This is a genomic window from Nakamurella sp. PAMC28650 (assembly GCF_014303395.1).
In the GTDB taxonomy this organism is placed as follows: domain Bacteria; phylum Actinomycetota; class Actinomycetes; order Mycobacteriales; family Nakamurellaceae; genus Nakamurella.
The window spans coordinates 238616-257365 of the sequence record NZ_CP060298.1 but is presented as its reverse complement, the minus strand read 5'-3'; the positions used below and the strand labels follow the sequence as shown (position 1 = coordinate 257365).

The window sequence follows — 18750 nt, the reverse complement described above, 5'->3', positions numbered from 1 at the left end:
ATGCGGAGAGCCTGCGTACGAAGTGCGTGCCTGCGGCGAGCTACGGCGATCGTCCACTGCGGAGCCTCCCGGGTGCTGACGTTGCACCTTCCGGGTCACGCTACTCCGCCCGAGCAGGCGTGGAGTGGGCCGGAATGTCTCAGATCGGGACAGCCCTCCGGATCTCAATTTGAGACATCGAAAGGGTGTCGCGGGGCCAGGAACAGTCATAGCGTCCCCCTGGAGAGCGTGAGCCAGCTCACTGACCCCTGGAGGTTTTGATGTACAGCAAGGATGGACAGGACTACTTCATCGTCGACAGCCACATCGCGCTGTGGGACGCCCGAGAGGCGAATCAGCGCAACATCCACGGCAAGCAGTTCATCGACTGCTTCTACGACTACCACCGCAACCTCAGCCCGGAGTCGGAGGTCTGGTCGTACGACGAGTACCTCTACCAGGGTGGTCAGCGTCTGATGAAGGACCTGTTCACCGACGGTTACGTCGACCATGCGATCTTCCAGCCGGCGAACCTGGTCGAGTTCTACAACAATGGGTTCGGCCAGACGCAGGAAGCCTTCGAACTGTCCCAGGCCAACCCGACGAAACTGACGTACAACCACCACTTCGACCCGCGCAACGGCGAGCAGGGCCTGATCCAGCTGCGGGAGGACGCAGCACGGTTCAACCTCAAGGGCGTCAAGCTCTACACGGCGGAATGGCACGGTGAGTCCCGTGGCTGGAAGCTCGACGACCCCTGGGCCTACCGGTATTTCGAGGCCTGCCGCGAACTGGGCATCAAGAACATCCACGTCCACAAGGGACCCACCATCCGGCCGCTCGACCGAGATGCCTTCGACGTCGCCGACATCGACAAGGTGGCAACAGATTTCACCGATCTCAACTTCATCGTCGAGCACTGCGGCCTGCCGCGGCTGGAGGACTTCTGCTGGATCGCCACGCAGGAGCCGAACGTCTACGCCGGCCTGGCCGTGGCGATGCCGTTCATGCACACCCGCCCGCGGTACTTCGCGCAGATCATCGGCGAGCTCCTGTACTGGGTGGGCGAGGACAAGATCCTGTTCAGTTCGGACTACGCGATCTGGACCCCGAAGTGGCTTGTGGAGCAGTTCGTCGACTTCCAGATCCCGGCGGACATGACGGAGTACCCGGAACTGACCATCGACGCCAAGAAGAAGATCCTCGGGCTCAACGCGGCGCGTCTGTACGACCTCCCGGTGCCGGCCGGCCTCGAGGTGGCTGTTCCGGCGCAGCCGGAAGCAGAGGTCGCGGTCGGGGCCTCGGCATGACGGCTGTCCTGTCCTCGCGGGTACACGATCCCGAGGCTTTCGAGGTCCGGCGGCTCAGCGCGGTGACCACCGCGTTGGACACCGTCATCGACCCCGAGTTGGACGAGCCCATCACCGATCTCGGTTTCGTGCGTTCGGTGCAGGTGGACGGCGGCGAGGTCGTCGTCCACCTGCGGTTGCCGACGTCGTTCTGCTCGCCCAACTTCGCCTACCTGATGGCATCGGACGCCAAGGACGCCATCGGGCAGTTGGATTGGGTGTTGCGGACCGTCGTCCAGTTGGACGATCACCACGACTCCGACCTGATCAACCGGGGCCTGGCCGCCGACGCCGGCTACGTCGGCACCTTCGGCCACGAAGCCGAGAGCGATCTCGACGAACTACGGATGACGTTCCGGCGCAAGGCCCACACCGCTGCCATGGAAAGGTGTCTCACCGCGGTCATGCGCGCGGATGCGTCGATGACGGAAGAGGATCTCTGCTCGCTGACGCTGGCCGACCTGGCGCCGGGCAAATTCGTCACCGCCCTGCGGAGCCGACGGGCCGACATCGGCCTGCCGGACGATCCGCGTTCGCTGGTCTTCGTCGACGACCAGGGACACGGGTACCCCCGCCAGGACGCCGTCCTCCGACTGCGGCGGGCCCGCTCCACCCGCATCTCGGTCGACGGCAACGCCCACTTCTGCCGCGGGTTGCTGGTCACCCGCTATCCCGACTCCGGAACGGACCAGGCTCCGCGAGTCCACGGCGCCGCACCGGATGGTGCTGCGCCGGGTGTTCCTGCGTCTGATGATCCTGCCGGGCCGTCCCGTCCGCTCATTCCTCTGAAGGTGGTCTCGTCATGAAGGCAGTACAGGTGGTCGGGTATCACGAGAAGCTCGAGATGAAGGAGATCCCGGTCCCGCGGGTCAGCGGTCCGCACGACGTGATCGTCAAGATCGGCGGGGCCGGGGTCTGCCGCACCGACATCCACATCCTCGAGGGTCAGTGGGCCGAGAAGTCCGGTGTGGCACTGCCTTACACGATCGGACACGAGAACGCAGGCTGGGTGCACGCGGTCGGTAGCGCGGTGACCAACGTCGTCGAGGGCGACAAGGTGATCCTGCACCCGCTGGTCACCTGCGGCTTGTGCCGGGCCTGCCGGTTCGGCGACGACGTGCACTGCGAGCAGTCGCAGTTCCCCGGCATCGACACGGCCGGCGGATACGCCGAGTTCCTGAAGACCTCGGCGCGCAGCGTCGTCAAGATCGACGATTCGCTGGAGCCGGCGGACATCGCGGCGCTCGCCGATGCCGGTCTCACCGCTTACCACGCGGCGGCCAAGGCGGCCCGGAAGCTGCACCCCGGTGACCGTTGCCTCGTCATCGGCGCCGGTGGACTCGGGCACATCGGTATCCAGGTGCTCAAGGCGATCTCGGCCGCCGAGCTCATCGTGGTGGACCGCAATCCGGATGCGGTGAAACTCGCCGTGGCGATCGGTGCGGACCACGGAATCGTCGCCGACGGCACCCAGATCGAGCAGGTCCTGCAGCTGACCGGCGGCAAGGGCGCCGAGGCCGTCATCGACTTCGTCGGTGAGGGCGGCTCGACGAAGGAGGGGGTGCAGATGCTCCGGCGGGCCGGTGACTACCACGTCGTCGGCTACGGCGAGGATCTCGTCATCCCGACCATCGACATCATCTCGACGGAGATCAATTTCATCGGGAACCTCGTGGGCTCCTACAACGACCTGGTGGAGCTGATGGCGTTGGCGGCGCAGCAACGGGTCCAACTTCACACGGCCAAGTACTCCCTCGACGATTTCCAGTCCGCGCTGGACGACCTCGGAGCCGGTCAGATCCGGGGGCGTGCCATCCTGGTGCCCTGAGAACCCGATGACGCGAGTAGGGGCGGCCGGGTGCGGTCGCCGGTCGCCCCGGTGCGAAGGCAGAGGAGAGCGTGATGATCTTCATTACCGCGAAATTCCAGGTACGTCCCGAGGACGCCGACCGTTGGATGGACATCGCCGGCGAATTCACCGCTGCGACCCGTCTCGAACCAGGCTGTCTCTGGTTCGAGTGGTCGCGAAGCATCGAAGACAGCAACGAGTACGTATTGGTGGAAGCGTTCCGGGACGGAGAGGCCGGCGGGCAGCACGTGCAGTCCGCGCACTTCGAACAGGCCCAGCACACGCTGCCGCCGCATCTGGTGTCCACACCGAAGATCATCAGCACCGATGTCGACCAGGACGACTGGTCCGAACTCGGTGAGCTCGCGGTGACCTCGGACGTCTGAGTCCCGGCTGCACGAGCGGTCGGTGCGCGAGTCGTAGCTACCGGCGATCGGCCCGGTCCCGCAGTCCGCGGGACCGGGCCTTCGTCGTGCGGGTTTCGGGCTCCGTCGGTCTCGGCGACGGCGAATGTTCAGCTCGGCTTCATCTCCGGCGGCCATCGTGACCGGAGGTGGTGCTCCCCAACGTCGTGCGTCGCCGACCGACCCAGTCGGAGGACTTGAAGAACGAGGGCCGCATGAGGACGAAGCTGCACGCCAGGACCGTGGAACAGGAAATCTGCCGACTCGAGGCGGATCTGCAGGACGTCGGGTCGTCATCGGCGCCGGCGGACATGCGGCAGCGCTATCTCCTGCTGTTGCGCGCCGACGGTAGCCGACTGGCGCCTCGAACCCGTGCTGCCGTCGCTGGTGACCTGCGGCGGGTGAACGCCGGGTCCGGCCGGTGGTGCGGCTGGATGGCAGCCGCCCCCGCGTTGGCGGCCCCTCCGGCGCTGGCCTGGCTGGGGACCGACCCGGTCACGGTCTGGCTGGCGACGGGCATCGCACCGCTGTTGGCCTGGTCGCTGAGCCGACGGATCCTGCGCTGGTCGAGTTGGCGGCGGGACGCCGCCGCCTTCCGCCTCGACGCCCGGCTGCCTTTCCCGGTCTGAGGCTCCCCGTCCCCGCCCGGTGGCGGGGAGCCGCTGCCGGCTCGCGGCAGACCGGCGATACCCTCCTCCGGTGACGGACAGACGAATTGTGCAGCGCGGCCTGTACTTCGAGGAATTCGACCTGGACGCGTTGTACGTCCACAGCCCGGGGCGCACCGTCACCGAGACCGACAACGTCCTGTTCACGACGCTGACGATGAACACGCAGTCCCTGCACCTCGACGCCCAATGGGCCGAGTCCACCGAATTCGGCGAACGGTTGGTCAACAGCATGTTCACCCTTTCGACATTGGTCGGGACCTCGGTGTCGCAGTTGACCCAGGGGACCATCGTGGCGAACCTGGGGTTCCGGGAGGTTCGGTTCCCCTACCCGATGAGGCACGGCGACACCATGTCGTCCTCGACAAGGGTGCTGTCCAAGCGACTGTCGGCGAGCCGCCCCGGGCAGGGAATCGTCGAGTTCGAGCACACCGCCCGCAACCAGCACGACCAGGTGGTCGCCACCGCCGTGCGATCCACCCTGATGCTGTGTCGGCCCGACACCCTGCCGTCCCTCGGTGACCGAGGATGACGCAGCCGGTGAGATCGCCGATCGAGAAGGTGCCGGGGCCGGCCCTGCTGTTCTGTCCGGCCGACCGGCCCGACCGCTATCAGAAGGCCGCGGCCGCGGCCGATGCCGTCATCCTCGATCTGGAGGATGCGGTTGCCCTGCCCGCCAGGGACTTCGCCCGGGAATCGCTGATCGGATCCGATCTCGACCCGGCGACGACGATCGTGCGGCTGAACCCGGCCACGAGTAGCCAATTCACCCAGGACCTCGCTGCGCTGGCGCGGACCCCGTATCGGACGGTGATGCTGGCCAAGGCCGAGACGCCCGCCGATCTGGACGCGCTGACGAACCTGAGGGTGATCGCACTGTGCGAAAGTCCGCTGGGGGTGCGCAATGCCGCTCTGCTCGCTGATCATCCGAGTGTCATCGCCTTGATGTGGGGTGCGGAGGATCTTCTCGCCGGTCTCGGTGGGAGTTCCAGTCGCGGCGTGGACGGCCGCTACCGGGACATCGCCCGATACGCACGCTCCCAGGTGCTGATCGCCGCGGCCGCCGCCGGCAAGCAGGCCTACGACGCGGTACACCTGGACATCGCCGATCTCGACGGTCTACGCGAGGAGGCGCAGGATGCCGCGGCCTCGGGGTTCGCCGGCACCGTCTGCATCCATCCGAAACAGGTGTCCGTGGTGCGCGCAGCGTTCCGCCCGTCCGCCGAGTCACTCGCCTGGGCGCACCAGATCCTGGACGCCGCAACGATTTCGGCGAACGGTGTGTTCGTGCATCAGGGCCGCATGGTGGACGAACCCATTGTTCGTCAGGCCCGCCGGTTGGTGTCGATGGAATCGGCTCCGGAGATCCCGTAGTCGCGCCGCGCCTCCGAACTGCCGCTCGCGATCGTGTCCTGCCCCCACCTACGGGGGTTTGGCCCGCCGCGTCGACGGTGACTACCCAGATACCGAGCGAGTACCAGGTGAAGGGCTGCCCATGATCCAAGACGTCCTCGACGTACGGCTGCCAGTGAACGGGACCCGCACCGTGACCCCGATGGGCGCGCGAACGGCTCTGCTCGACCGCCGGATCGGCTGCGCAGGCGACGGAGGCGGCAGTCGATGAGCAGCATGACCCAGTGGGCCCGATGGGGCGCGGTGGTCGGGTCGGGCCTGGTCGCCGGGTACGCGGCGGTGACCGTCAAGGGCATCGGTGAGTCGGTGCTGCAGCCGTGGGCCGAGAAGATCTGGCCGCCGACCAAGGCGGAGAAGCTCCTGCCGGGCGCCGATCCCGCCGATCACCCGGAGAAGATGCCGCCGACGGTGATCGTCGATCGGGTCTTCGAGAAGTTGACCGGGGACCAGCCGCAGGACGAGGTCGGCGAACGCGCTGCAGCCGTGGTCCACTGGGGTCTGGGCCTCTCGTTCGCCCTGGGCTACGCCGTCGTCCGGTGGCGCGCACCCGGGGTCGGAACCGGCTGGGGGGCACCGGCAGGTCTGGCGTTGTACGCGGCGACCCATGGGTCCCTCGTCCCGGCCCTGCAGGTACAGCCCCCACCCTGGCGGATGCCCACCTCCGCCGTCGCCTGGGAGGCGGGCTCGCACGTGATGTACGTCATGACACTGGATCTGGCCCTGCGGGCCGTCGATGCGATGGCACTGCACCTGCCGATCCGTCGACGTTGAGACCGGTCGCCGGCCGCTGGTGAAACGCGCGGGTTGTCGTCCCCCGACTTCGACGACAACCCGCGCAGCCCCTGACCTGTCACCGCAGGATGGCCTCGATGTCCAGGGACGCGGTCGCCAGGCGGCTGCTGTCAGCGCGCCCGTGCCGTGGAGCGATGTCAACGACGGTGTTGAGACAGGTCCCCATCCGGCAGGTCCCGGGTGGCGGGCCGGGGCACTTCACGACCTACGCTCGTCAGATGAAGAAGAGCACCGAGGAGCAGGTGGGGTCGGCGTCCAGCGGGATGGGTCGGCGGCGCGCGGCGGCGAAGGACGACGGGACCGCGGCCTATGCCGAGCGGCGCGCGGAGATCAAGGCGGCGGCAGCGGATCTGTTCAAGAAGGAGGGTTTCCGGGGAACGAGCATCGGTCGTATCGCGCAGGCGTTGGGGATCGATCGGGCCACGCTCTACTACTACGTAGGGAGCAAGGAGGAGCTGTTCGACGACGTGGTGAGCGGCGCGGTGCGGGCGAACGTCCAGGTTGCGGAGGCGATCCTGAAGGGGGCGGCGCCGGCGCCGGAGAAGATCTTCACGTTGATCACGTCCTTGATGGACAGCTACGCCGAGCACTATCCATTCCTCTACGTCTTCATCCAGGAGAATCTGGGCCACGTGGGGGAGCGTCGCTCTGATTGGTCGCGGGAGATGCGGGCGTTGAACAAGCGCTACGAGGACATCGCAGTGCAGATGATCGAGGCGGGTGTCGCGGACGGCACGATCCGCGCGGTGGGTGAGCCGTGGGTGATGGCGTACGGGCTGATCGGAATGGTGGGGTGGACGAATCGGTGGTTCAACCCGGACCAGACGCCGACCGATGCGGCCGCAGTGGGGATGACGTTCGCGCGGATGTTGATTTCGGGGATCGCGGTGGCGCCCGATGCATTGGACGGGGTGGGCGCGGTGTCGTCCAACGATCGGCGGAACGACCTCAGGTGAGACGCTCTGCGACCAGGGTGCGGAGAGCGAACTTCTGCACCTTGCCCGTCGGCGTTCTAGGGAGTTCGTCGACGAACTCCAACCGCTCGGGATACTTCTGCCTCGCCACCTGCAGGGCGTCGAGATGTGCCGTCAGGTCGGACAATTCGAGGCTCGCCCCGGGCCGCAGCACGACCACCGCGCAGGCCCGTTCGGTCAGGCGCGGGTCGGGCATCGAGACAACCGCCACGTCGGCGATCGCCGGATGGGTGCCAAGTAGGTCCTCGACCTCCTTGGCGCTGATGTTCTCACCGCCGCGCAGGATGATGTCCTTGCTGCGGCCCGCCATCGTGACGTATCCGCCCTCGTCGAGTGATCCGAGGTCTCCGGTGTCGAACCAACCGTCCGGGTCGAACGGGTCGCGGTCCAGTCCGAGATAGCCCAGCATCGCCTCCGGACCACGGGCCCGCAGTCGACCGACGGTGCCGATCGGCACCGGACGGCCCTCGTCGTCGACCACCACGATGTCGGCGTCGGCGATCGCCCGTCCGTCGGTGCGGGCGCGCCGGTCGAGGGGAGCGCCGGCCGCACTGGAGGTGACGGTGGGGATCTCGGTGGATCCGTACAGGCGGACGGCCCGCACGCCCAGGCGCTCCCCGGCGTCGGCGATCAGAGTGGGCGGGACATCGGCGCCGCCGCACACGAACACCCGCAGGCAGCCGACGTCGAACCTGCTGAGCTCGGGGTGATAGGTCAGGCCGTGCAGGAACGGCGTCGCCGCCACCACGAACGTGCAGCGCTCTGCCTGGATCAGTTCCAGGGCCGTGGTCGGTTCCCAGATGTCCTGCAGCGCAACGGCGCAGTCGAGCATCGTCGGCAGGTGCAGCGCGAAGAGCACGCCGGTGATGTGTGCGATCGGCGACGGGGCCCAGACGACGTCATCGGCCGTGAGCTCGAAAAGTTCGATCATGGTGCGGTTCTCGTAGCCGAGGGTGTTGTGCGAGTGCACCGCGCCCTTCGGCGAGGACTCGGTGCCCGACGTGTAGAGCAGGACGACCGGGTCGTCGGCGCTCCGGCCCGCCTCCGGCGTTCCTCCTTCTGGTGCGCTCGCCAGGAGCTCGTCGAAGGCGAGAGCCCCTTCGCGGCGCCCGCGAACGGTCACCACGTGCTCCAGTCCCGGCAACTCACGGCCCAGACGCAGTGCCATCGCGCCGTGGTCGTGGTTGCGGTAGTCCGCAGCCACCACGAGTACCTTTGCGCGCGCAGAGCCGACCATGAACGCCAGGTCACGGTCACGCAGGATCGGCATCGTCGGATTGCTGACCGCGCCGATGCTGATCGCGGCGAAATGGACGACCATCGCCTCCCACCAATTCGGCAGCTGGATCGAGACGACGTCTCCCCGGCCCACCCCGAGGCCACGCAATCCGGCGGCCACCGCCGTGACCCGCCGCGCGAGTTGGCCGTAGCTGATCCGCGAATCGGCGTCGATCACCGCCGGCCGATCAGGCGTACGCGAGGCGCACCGGAACAGGTAGTCGTCCAGCAGTTCCCCGTCCCAGAGCCCGGTGTCGCTGTAGGCGCGGCGCGCGAAGGCCGAGACACCCGGGAACGTCAGGGTCCTCGGTCCCTGGCCGCCCACGTCAGCTGACCGGCCCGCCGGCGACGTACAACACCTGTCCCGATACGAACCCGGACCGCTCGTCGACGAAGAACGAGATGGCGTGGGCGATGTCGTCCGGCTGACCGGACCGGCCGACCGGGACCGCGCCGGCGCGTTCGGCCTGCATCTCGTCGAAATCCATTCCCACGCCGTCGGCGACATCCCGGGTCATGTCGGTGACGGTGAAGCCTGGGGCGACGCAGTTCAGGTCACCCCGAATCTGCCGAGTTCGATCGCGAGCGTCTTGGTCATGCCTTGCAGGCCGGCCTTCGCACTGGAGTAGTGCACCCGGCTCCGGTCACCGACGGCGGCGATGCTCGACAGGTTCACGATCCGTCCCCACCCTGCGGCCACCATGTGCTGCTGGGTCGCCCGGCTGAGCAAAAAGGCGCCGGTGAGGTGGACGTCGATCAGTCGCCGCCAGTCGGCGAGTTCCATCCGGTGCAGCGGGCTGCTGTGCAGCACCCCCGCGTTGTTGACCAGCACCGTCGGACCCCCGAGTTCGGCCGTGACCATCTCGATGGCCGCCGCCACCGACTGCTCGTCGGTGACGTCGGCGCCGACGGCCACGGCGCGCCGCCCGGCCGCCCGGACGGCGGCGGCGGTGTCCTGCCCCCGGTCCGCGTCCAGATCCAGGATCGCGACGTCGAGCCCGTCGTGGGCGAGGCGGACGGCGGTGGCCGCACCGATCCCGCGGGCCGCACCGGTGACCACCGCAACGCGGGTCGTCATGAAGTAACCTGCAACAGTTCTGCCGCACGCTCGGCCAGCAGGAACTTGCGGGGACGTCCGCTCGGCGTCGTCGGGACGTCGGCGAGCGAGATGGTCAGCACGTGCCGGGGCACCTTGAATCGCGCCAGCCGCTCGGAGCTGTAGGCGATCAGCTCGTCGGCCTCGACCGTGCGTCCGGGCCGCAGGACGATCCACGCGACACCGACCTCGCCCATCCGCGGGTCGGGCAGCGGGACGACGTGCGCCTGCTCGACGGCCGGGTGGGAGGTCAGTACGTCTTCGATCTCCTTCGGCATCACCTGCTCACCGCCGCAGCGGTAGCAGTCCTTGGCCCGGCCGACGAGCGTCAGGTAGTCATCGTCCAACCGTCCGAGATCACCGGTGTGCAGCCAACCTTCGGAGTCGATCACGGCTGCGGTCTCCTCCGGCTTGTTCCAGTAGCCCGACGTGACGCCGATGCCGCGGACGTGCAATTCGCCGACCTGACCGTCGGGCAGCGGTGCGCCGGTGACCTGATCGACGACGCGGTAGACCGCCAGCCGGCCCCCGAGGTCCGGGTCACCGGCCACGCCCACGTCCCGCAGGCGGCCGTTGGTCGAAAGGAGCCGCTCCCGGGGGTCGTCCGGTCGGGTCACCGTGGTGGACGCCGTGGTTTCGCTCATGCCGTAGCCGGTGGTGAGTTCGACCGGCCCGAACATCGCATCGATCCGGTCCCAGATCCCGGTGGGAGAAGCGCCGCCGGAGGAGATCAACGACGTCAGGGGGGCCAGCTCGTGTGGCTCGCGTTCCAGTTCGTCCAGGACCGCCAGGGTCATGGTGGGGATGAACAGGGCGTCGTCCGCCCTGTGGGTGGTGATCGCGTCAAGGATCGCCCGGGCGTTGAAGCTCAGCTGCGGGATGATCGCGCCCCCGACGAACAGCACGGCCAGCATGCCCTCGACGTAGCCGTAGACGTGATACATCGGCAGCGAGAGGGTGATTCGCCGCCCGTTCTGGAACGCCCTTCCGAACGCGCTGCCATAGGCGGTGCGCAGCAACATGTCGTGGGTCAGGAGCACGCCCTTCGGCTCGCCGGTGGTGCCGGAGGTGTAGAGGATGTCGGCGGTGCGTCCTTATCGTGACGGGTGTGAGCACAACATCTGAGGTCGACGTCGTTGTCATCGGAGCGGGCTTCGCCGGCCTGCGGTCGCTGCACACCCTGCGCGAGATGGGTTTGTCGGTCGCCGTCCTCGAGGCCGGCGATGGCATCGGTGGTGTCTGGTTCTGGAATCGGTACCCCGGTGCCCGGTGCGACGTCGAGAGCTACGACTACTCCTACGGCTTCTCCGAAGAACTGCAGCAGGAGTGGCGTTGGAGCGAGCGCTACGCGACCCAGCCGGAGATCCTGCGGTACGTCGAGCACGTGGCCGACAAATTCGACCTGCGCCGGGACGTGCACCTGAACCAGCGGATGACCCAGGCGCGGTTCGACGAGGAGGACAGTCGTTGGGACGTGACGACGGAAGACGGTATACGTTGTCGTGCAACCTATCTCGTGATGGCCGTTGGTAACCTGTCGACGACCAAGGCCCCGGAGTTGCCCGGCCTGTCCGACTTCACCGGACGTATCCTGCACACGGCGACCTGGCCGCGGGAGGGTGTCGAGCTGAACGGTCAGCGCATGGGCATCGTCGGCACCGGGTCGTCCGGGATGCAGTTGGTCCCGATCGCCGCACAGCGGGCCGAACACCTGACGGTCTTCCAGCGCACCCCGAACTTCAGCGTGCCGGCCGCGAACGCCCTGTTGTCCGACGAGCGGGACGCCGAAGTCAAGGCGCACTACGTCGAGCGTCGGGAAGCGGCCAGGTGGTCGCCGAGCGGTCTGGGGTTCAAGCCCAACAAGCAGTCGGCCAAAGAGGTCTCGGCCCAGGAGCGTCAGGAGACCTACGAGCGGGCCTGGAACGGAATGGGCTTCGGCTTCGTCCTGGCGTTCTACGACCTGTTGCTCGACCAGGAGTCGAATGACACCGCGGCCGATTTCATCCGCGCGAAGATCGCCGAGGTCGTCCACGATCCGCAGACCCGCGACAAGCTGATGCCGGTCGGCTTCCCCTTCGGAGCCAAGCGCCCGTCGGTGGACAGCGGTTACTTCACCGCATTCAACCGCCCCAACGTCGCTCTGGTGGACGTGCGCAGTGATCCGATCGAGAAGGTCACCGCGACCGGTATCCGGACCGCGAGCGGGGACCACCCGCTGGACATCCTGGTCTTCGCCACCGGTTTCGACGCGATGACCGGATCGTTGCTGCGGCCGCAGATCATCGGCCGGGGGGGACGCACCCTGCGGGAGCACTGGTCGGCGGGGCCGCGCACCTTCCTGGGGCCGTTCATCGCCGGGTTCCCCAATCTGTTCGTGATCGCCGGCCCCGGCAGCCCGTCGCTGCTGAGCAACGTCCTGCTGTCCATCGAGCAGCATGTCGATTGGCTCGCCGCCCTGCTGCTGCGCATGCGGGAGAACGCCACCGAAGTTTTCGAGGCCACCCGCGAGGCGGAGGAGGGCTGGGTCGCACACGTCAACGAACGGGCCGACGCGACGCTCTACCCCAAGGCGCAGTCGTACTACATGGGCGATGAGATGCCCGGCAAACCGCGGGTGTTCATGCCCTACGTGGGGGGCGTGCGCGCCTACCGACGCATCCTGGAAAAGGTCCTCGCCGACGGGTACGACGGTCTGGCCCTGACGGCCGGCAGCGGAATGGTCCGTACGGGGTCGTAGAACTGCGCACCCACGCTGTCCGGGGCCGGCATTCGTGCTGCGACATGTATGACGCGAGACGATCGGGTAGCACGATTGACGGTGCTACTGCCTGGCCCCGGGTACTACCAGCGTCGCCGGTCAGTTGACCTGTATGACGCGAGGTGGCCTGGTAGCACCATTGACGGTGCTACCGCCTGTCCCCGGGTGCTACCAGCGCCGCCAGGTGCTACCAGTGGTGCCGGCCAGTTGACCTGTATGACGCGAGGTGGCCTGGTAGCACCATTGACGGTGCTACCGCCTGGCCCCGGGTACTACCAGCGCCGTCGGGTGCTACCGGTAGCGGGTTGCCGAGGGGCGGCAGGGGCGAGGGGCCGGAGGCGCGCTGGGCGTCGGCTGAAGGGTTGCCTCGGTCCCAGACCTCATATTTCGCAAAGCTTCTGACCTTTGGTCGGGACTGCGGGTGGGCTCTCTACCGCCCGTCAACACCACTGTGGAATCTTGTCAACGAAAGTGTTGACGCGGCGGTGTTCCAGGTGCTTGGATTCACACCGTCGGCGTAGGCAAAGAAGCCAGACGCCCCCAGCACGAGGAGAGCGCGCGATGCCTGTTGGCACCCATCTGAAGCACCGAAGGATTCTGACCGGCGTTGCCGGAGTCGCGGCCCTGGCTCTGCTGGTCAGCGGGTGCAGCAGTGCGAGCTCGGCGGCCTCGGGCAGTTCGGCGGCGGCCACCAGTTCGGCCGGCGCCACCAGCTCCGCGGCCGGCAGCATGTCGGCGGCGGGCGGCTCGTCCTCCGGTGTGACGTCCTCCGGTGCAGCGGCCTCCGGTGCAGCGGCCCAGGCCGCCGCGGCGAAAGCGGCCGTTGCGCCGTTCCTGGTCGCACCGACGAAGATCAACCAGAGCGTTCCGCTCACCGCCAAGATCCCGACGGACAAACCGTGGGTGCTGATCACCTGTGAACTGCCGCAGTGCAAGACGATCAGCGACGGGGCCGAGGCTGCGGCCAAGGCGGCCGGCATCCCGACGAAGTTGCTCTCCTACAAGACCACTGACGGCACCACGATGACCTCTTCCATGAAGCAGGCGCTCACCTACAACCCGGTGGCCGTCAGCCCGATCGGCTTCACGCAGGCGGTCTGGGATTCCCTGCAGCCGCAGTACCGGGCGGCCAAGGTGATCATCACCCCACTCTCGCTCGGCGACACGGCGCCCAGTGACGTCGTCACCCAGGGGGCCTCGAGCCAGCTCGACTACAGCAGCGGCGGCAAGACGATGGCGAACTACGTCATCGCCGACTCCAGCGCCGCAGCCCACATCCTGGTCCAGGACGTCCCCGCGTTCGCCGTCCTCAAGGCCTACGGTGACGGCTTCAAGGCCCAGATCAAGTCCGGCTGCACGGCCTGCACGGTCTCGGATCTCGACATCGCCCCCGCCCAGCTCTCCACCGGCAGCCTGGTTCCTGCCGTCATCGCGGCGTTGCGCAAGGACCAGTCCATCAAGTACCTGGTGTCGACGGACGGTGCGTTCCTCGTCGGGATCTCCACCGCGCTCAAGGCCGCCGGGATCGACGGCGTCAAGATCATGGGCGGGTCGCCGGACATCAACAACCTGACGGCCCTGAAGAACGGCCAGCAGACGGCCTGGACCGGTGCGGCCGAGAACCAGACCGGTTGGGTCGCCCTCGATATCATCGGGCGCACGCTGAACAAGCAGGCGGTGGCGCCCGTCGACGGCGGTCGGGTCACCCAGGTCTTCACGCAGGACAACGTCGGCGTCCCGTCGGCCACCGGGATGAGCGCCCCCGCCGACTACCAGGCCCAGTACCTCAAGCTCTGGGGCCTGAGCTGAACCCCTCGGCAAGCGCGGGAAGCACGGAGATGACGGCGGTCCCCTTCGGGGGATCGCCAGCATCTCCGCTCGCGCTGGACATCACCGGCCTGACGAAGACCTTCACGGCGAACCGTGCCCTGGACGGCGTCGACCTGCAGATCGCGGCTGGTGAGGTGCATGCGCTGCTCGGCGAGAACGGGTCGGGCAAATCCACGCTGATCAAGGTGCTGTCCGGCTACCACCGTCCGGACCCGGGCGGGCTGGTGCTCCTCGGCGGCCGGCTGCTCGACTTCGGGTTGCCCCACACGTCCTACCAACTCGGTGCTCGTTTCGTGCACCAGGATCTCGGGCTGGTCGAGGACTGCTCGATCACCGATAATCTCGCCTTCGGGGCCGGCTTCCCGACCCGGTTCGGGACCGTCAACGGCCGCCAGGCGCAGCGGCGGGCCCGGACCGCGCTGGAGGCGATGGGCCTGGACCTCGATCCGAAATCGGCAGTCGCGCGGCTGTCGCCCGCGCAGAAGACCGGTGTCGCTGTGGCCCGTGCGCTGCTGCCCGACGCCGGACATCCGGCCCGTCTGCTGGTGCTCGACGAGCCCACCGCCCGGTTGCCCGAGGAGGAGGTGGAGCAGCTGATGGCGATCGTCCGCGCAGTGGCCGCCCGCGACATCGGCATCCGCTACGTCACGCACCGCCTCGACGAGGTGTTCGACATCGCCCAGCGGGCCACCGTGTTGCGCGACGGGCGCCGGGTGGCCACCGAGCCGATCGCCGGCCTGACCCGGCAGGGTCTGCTGCGGCACCTGTTCGGTGACAAGCTCGAGAAGGCCCACCACCCCCTCGAGCAGGCCGACGCGAAGCTCACGCCCGTGCTCCGGGTGTCCGACCTGCATTCCGAAGCACTGCGCGGGCTGGACCTCGAGGTACGGCCGGGCGAGATCCTGGGTGTCGCCGGCGTCACCGGTTCCGGACGCGAAGCTCTGTGCGCCACCGTGTTCGGTGCACGGACGCACGACCAGGGCCGGGTGGAGCTGGGCGGGAAGCTGCTGCCGGCCATGCGTCCGGACGTGTCCATCGCCAGCGGGGTCGCCTACATCCCGGCCGAGCGCAAGCTCACCGGCTGCTTCGTGGACCTGGCCGCGCGCGAGAACGTCAGCATCGCCAGCCTGAAAGACGTGTGGCGTTTCCCGTTCCTGCGGCGGAGGACCGAGGCAAAGATGGTCACCGGCTGGTTCGAACGACTGGACGTCCGCCCCGTCAAGAACATCGACACCCCGATGTCGTCCTTCAGCGGCGGCAACCAGCAGAAGATCATCTACGGCAAATGGTTCCAGCGACAGCCGGTGCTGTTCCTGCTCGACGAACCGACGCAGGGTGTCGACGTCGGCGCGAAAGGTGAACTGCATCAGGCGTTGTTCGATGCAGCCAGAGGCGGGGCCGGTGTCCTGGTGAGCTCCACCGACGTCGACGAGCTCGCGACCATCAGCGACCGGATCGTCGTGTTGGCCGGTGGCCGCGTCGTCGCCACCCTGTCGGGGGCGGACATCAACGTCCACGCGATCACCCGGGCCGCGCTCGGCATCACCGACGTCGACGAGCTCGATCCCAGCGTGCTCGATCCCAGTCTGCTCGACTCCAGTCGGCTCGACTCCAGTCGGCTCGACTCCAGTCGGCTCGACTCCAGTCGGCTCGACTCCAGTCGGCTCGACTCCAGTCGGCTCGACTCCAGTCTGCTCGACTCCACCGTGCTCGACTCCACCAAGGAAGACGGTCCGCACACATGAGAATCCGCCGTGGCTTCGGCTTCGACCGCTTCAGCGGCCTCTACCTGTGGGCCGTCCTGATCGTGGCGTTCTCCGTCTGGCAGAGCGAGTTCCGCACGATCGCCACGGCGCACACCGTCGCCGGCGAGCGGTCGATCTCGGCCATCCTGGGCCTGGCGATCATCATCCCGCTGGCCTGTGGGGCCTTCGATCTCTCGGTGGGTGCGATCGCGAACTTCGCGACCATCAATGCCGTCATCTTCATCAACAACGGTTACTCCTGGCCGGTGGCAGCGGTCTTCGCGGTGTTGATCAGCGTGGTCATCGGTGTGGTGAACGGATTCTTCGTGGTGCGCCTGCACGTCAGCTCGTTCATCACGACCCTGGGGATCGGCTCCGTGATCACCGCTCTGCAGGTGGTGTTCACCGACAACACCCAGCCCGTCCAGCCCGGCAGTGTGTCGTGGTCGAACTTCACCAACTTCACCGTGTTCGGCTTCCAGATCGTCTTCTTCTACATGCTCGCTCTCGCAGTCGTCCTGTGGTGGGTCCTGCAGCACACGCCGGTGGGGCGCTACCTCTACGCGATCGGGAGCAGCCCGGAGGCCGCCCGGCTGGCCGGCGTCCGCGTCAACCGGTTCACCTGGCTGTCCCTCATCGCCTCCGCGACCGTCGCCGGCATCGGCGGGGTCATGTTCGGCAGTCTCACCGGCCCGTCCCTGACCTACGGTTCGGGTCTGTTGCTGCCGGCCTTCGCCGCGGCCTTCCTCGGCTCCACGCAGATCATCCCGGGCCGCTTCAACGTCTGGGGCACGGTGATGTCGATCTTCGTGCTCGCGACCGGCGTCGAGGGCCTCCAGCTCGCCTATCCCAGTGCCCAGTGGCTCGACCCGATGTTCAGCGGCGCTGCCCTCGTGCTCGCCGTGGCCATCGCGGTCGGTCGCCAACGCGCCGGCGAAGAGCGCACCCGCAAACGCCTTTCGCGCCGCCGTGGACCGACGGACCAGCTGCCCGTCTCGGTCGACCACCCCGATTCACCCGGTGACCACGAGCGCTCACCGGGCGCCATTGCCCAACCTGCCCAGCATTCGCACGCCGACGACACCGAAGGAGCCCTGCAATGACCAGGACCATCAACACCGTGACCGTACCCACGGCAGCAAATCTGCTTGCCGCACTGCGGGCGGACGAGGTCGCCGACGCGACCGCGCTGTACATCGACGGCCAGTGGACGGCCTCGGACAGCGACGCCCGGATCGAGGTCTACAGCCCGGCGACCGAGCAGGTCATCGCACAGGTCGCGGACGGCAGTGCGGCCGACGTCGACCGTGCCGTGGCTGCGGCCAGGGCGGCACTGCCGGCCTGGTCGGCACTGTCCGGCGCCGAGCGTGGGGCCTACCTGAAGCAGGTGGGTGATCTGATCGCGGCGCGCCTCGACGACTTCGCCGAGATCGCATCACGCGACGTCGGAGCACCGCCGGAGGCCTCCAAGCTCGTCCAGCTGGGTCTGCCGATGTTCAACTTCGGCTACTACGCCGATCTGGCTGCCTCGTACGACTTCTCGGGTGAGCAGGTGGGCAACTCACTGGTGGTGAAGGAGCCGATCGGGGTCGTCGCCTGCATCACCCCCTGGAACTTTCCGGCCCACCAGGTCGCGCTGAAGGTCGCGGCCGCGTTCGCGGCCGGCTGCACCGTCGTCGTCAAGCCCTCCGAGGTCGCCCCGCTGCTGGTGAACGCGATCGCAGCGCTGTTCGACGAGGTGGGGTTGCCGGCCGGTGTCTTCAACCTGGTGAGTGGGGTCGGGACCACCGTGGGTGAAGCACTTGTCGCCCACCCCGACGTGGACATGGTCTCGTTCACCGGATCGACCCGCACCGGCAAGCGGATCGCCGCGGTGGCCGCCGAGTCGGTCAAGCGGGTCGCCCTGGAGCTGGGCGGCAAATCGGCCAACGTCGTCCTGGACGACGCCGACATGGAGGCCGCGTTGAAGGTCGGCATGGAGAACTCGATCGGGCTCAACTGCGGTCAGGCCTGCACGGCGCTGACGCGGATCCTGGTGCCCACCGAGCGGTTGGCCGAGGCGGAGGCGGTGGCCCGAAGGATCGTCGAGACCTACAGCATCGGTGCCTGGGACGAAGAGGGTACGGTGATTGGCCCACTGGTCAGCAAGATCCAGCACGACAAGGTCCTTGGCTACATCCAGGCGGGCATCGACGAGGGCGCCAAGATCATCACCGGCGGCTTGGACTCAGGTCGGACGTCCGGCTACTACGTCAAGCCGACCGTCTTCTCCGAGGTGAACAACGAGATGACGATCGCCCGCGAGGAGATCTTCGGCCCGGTGGTCTGCATCCTGCCGTACTCGGACGAGGCCGAGGCCGTCCGGATTGCCAACGACACCGTGTACGGCCTGGCCGCCGCGGTGTGGTCCGGTGACAAGGACCGCGCGCTGCGGGTCGCGAGACAGCTTCGTGCGGGCCAGGTCCAGGTGAACGGCGGCGCCTTCAACCCGGCGGCCCCGTTCGGCGGCTACAAGCAGTCTGGTCTCGGCCGCGAGGCCGGTGCCGCGGGTTTCGAGGAATTCCTCGAGACCAAGGCCATCCAGCTCTGATGTCCCACCCCACACCCCACCCCCG

General features: G+C 67.8%; 15 protein-coding genes and 2 pseudogenes. 14 read left to right on the top strand and 3 right to left on the bottom strand.

The genetic code is table 11. The annotated features are described in order from the left end of the window. Positions 1 to 260: 260 nt before the first annotated feature. From H7F38_RS01160 to H7F38_RS01120, 9 genes are all read left to right on the top strand, one after another. Positions 261 to 1289: an amidohydrolase family protein gene (locus H7F38_RS01160; RefSeq protein ID WP_187092503.1), complete on the top strand. Its 1029-nt coding sequence runs from the start codon at positions 261 to 263 to the stop codon at positions 1287 to 1289. Further along, on the top strand, positions 1286 to 2134 hold the full coding sequence (locus H7F38_RS01155; protein ID WP_187092502.1) for an iron-sulfur cluster assembly protein: 849 nt from the start codon (positions 1286 to 1288) through the stop codon (positions 2132 to 2134). Before H7F38_RS01160 ends, H7F38_RS01155 begins: the two co-directional genes overlap by 4 nt. Further along, positions 2131 to 3156, top strand: coding sequence for an NAD(P)-dependent alcohol dehydrogenase (locus H7F38_RS01150; protein ID WP_187092501.1), 1026 nt, complete (start codon positions 2131 to 2133; stop codon positions 3154 to 3156). The genes H7F38_RS01155 and H7F38_RS01150 overlap by 4 nt, the downstream gene beginning before the upstream one ends. A gap of 74 nt (positions 3157 to 3230) precedes the next feature. After that, positions 3231 to 3563, top strand: coding sequence for a putative quinol monooxygenase (locus H7F38_RS01145; protein ID WP_187092500.1), 333 nt, complete (start codon positions 3231 to 3233; stop codon positions 3561 to 3563). 233 nt (positions 3564 to 3796) lie between these two features. Further along, positions 3797 to 4210 carry a hypothetical protein gene (locus H7F38_RS01140; RefSeq protein ID WP_187092499.1) on the top strand — a complete coding sequence of 138 codons (414 nt, stop codon included), beginning with the start codon at positions 3797 to 3799 and terminating at the stop codon, positions 4208 to 4210. A gap of 19 nt (positions 4211 to 4229) precedes the next feature. Then, positions 4230 to 4781 carry a MaoC family dehydratase gene (locus H7F38_RS01135; RefSeq protein ID WP_370531280.1) on the top strand — a complete coding sequence of 184 codons (552 nt, stop codon included), beginning with the start codon at positions 4230 to 4232 and terminating at the stop codon, positions 4779 to 4781. An 8-nt stretch (positions 4782 to 4789) separates the two neighbouring features. After that, on the top strand, positions 4790 to 5623 hold the full coding sequence (locus H7F38_RS01130) for a CoA ester lyase (RefSeq protein ID WP_255498198.1): 834 nt from the start codon (positions 4790 to 4792) through the stop codon (positions 5621 to 5623). 246 nt (positions 5624 to 5869) lie between these two features. Next, positions 5870 to 6433 (top strand): DUF1440 domain-containing protein, encoded by a 564-nt coding sequence (locus H7F38_RS01125; RefSeq protein ID WP_187092496.1) that lies wholly within the window; start codon positions 5870 to 5872, stop codon positions 6431 to 6433. A gap of 239 nt (positions 6434 to 6672) precedes the next feature. Then, complete coding sequence (locus tag H7F38_RS01120; protein WP_187092495.1) at positions 6673 to 7410, top strand: TetR/AcrR family transcriptional regulator; 738 nt, start codon at positions 6673 to 6675, stop codon at positions 7408 to 7410. Here the strand turns inward: H7F38_RS01120 and H7F38_RS01115 are convergent. From H7F38_RS01115 to H7F38_RS01105, 3 genes and pseudogenes are all read right to left on the bottom strand, one after another. Then, positions 7403 to 9031, bottom strand: a complete 1629-nt coding sequence (locus H7F38_RS01115; protein WP_222618364.1) for an AMP-binding protein — start codon at positions 9029 to 9031, stop codon at positions 7403 to 7405. The genes H7F38_RS01120 and H7F38_RS01115 overlap by 8 nt on opposite strands. A gap of 1 nt (position 9032) precedes the next feature. Then, positions 9033 to 9784: pseudogene (locus H7F38_RS01110) on the bottom strand (SDR family oxidoreductase). Further along, the gene (locus H7F38_RS01105) at positions 9781 to 10842 is read right to left on the bottom strand and encodes a class I adenylate-forming enzyme family protein (protein ID WP_222618361.1); all 1062 of its coding nucleotides are present in this window, start codon (positions 10840 to 10842) and stop codon (positions 9781 to 9783) included. Before H7F38_RS01105 ends, H7F38_RS01110 begins: the two are co-directional and overlap by 4 nt. 68 nt (positions 10843 to 10910) lie before the next feature. Here H7F38_RS01105 and H7F38_RS01100 point away from each other — a divergent pair, with 68 nt between their 5' ends. From H7F38_RS01100 to H7F38_RS01075, 5 genes and pseudogenes are all read left to right on the top strand, one after another. Further along, complete coding sequence (locus H7F38_RS01100; protein WP_187092494.1) at positions 10911 to 12539, top strand: NAD(P)/FAD-dependent oxidoreductase; 1629 nt, start codon at positions 10911 to 10913, stop codon at positions 12537 to 12539. Between the two features lie 582 nt (positions 12540 to 13121). Beyond that, complete coding sequence (locus H7F38_RS01095) at positions 13122 to 14369, top strand: substrate-binding domain-containing protein (RefSeq protein WP_187092493.1); 1248 nt, start codon at positions 13122 to 13124, stop codon at positions 14367 to 14369. Positions 14370 to 14398: 29 nt separating this feature from the next. After that, a complete protein-coding gene (locus H7F38_RS01090) occupies positions 14399 to 16135 on the top strand; it encodes a sugar ABC transporter ATP-binding protein (protein ID WP_222618360.1) in 1737 nt (578 codons plus the stop codon). Next, positions 16048 to 17238, top strand: a pseudogene (locus H7F38_RS01080) (ABC transporter permease); the annotation flags it as partial. The gene H7F38_RS01090 and the pseudogene H7F38_RS01080, both read left to right, overlap by 88 nt. Next, positions 17235 to 18725 carry an aldehyde dehydrogenase family protein gene (locus tag H7F38_RS01075; protein WP_187092491.1) on the top strand — a complete coding sequence of 497 codons (1491 nt, stop codon included), beginning with the start codon at positions 17235 to 17237 and terminating at the stop codon, positions 18723 to 18725. The pseudogene H7F38_RS01080 and the gene H7F38_RS01075, both read left to right, overlap by 4 nt. Positions 18726 to 18750 lie beyond the last annotated feature (25 nt).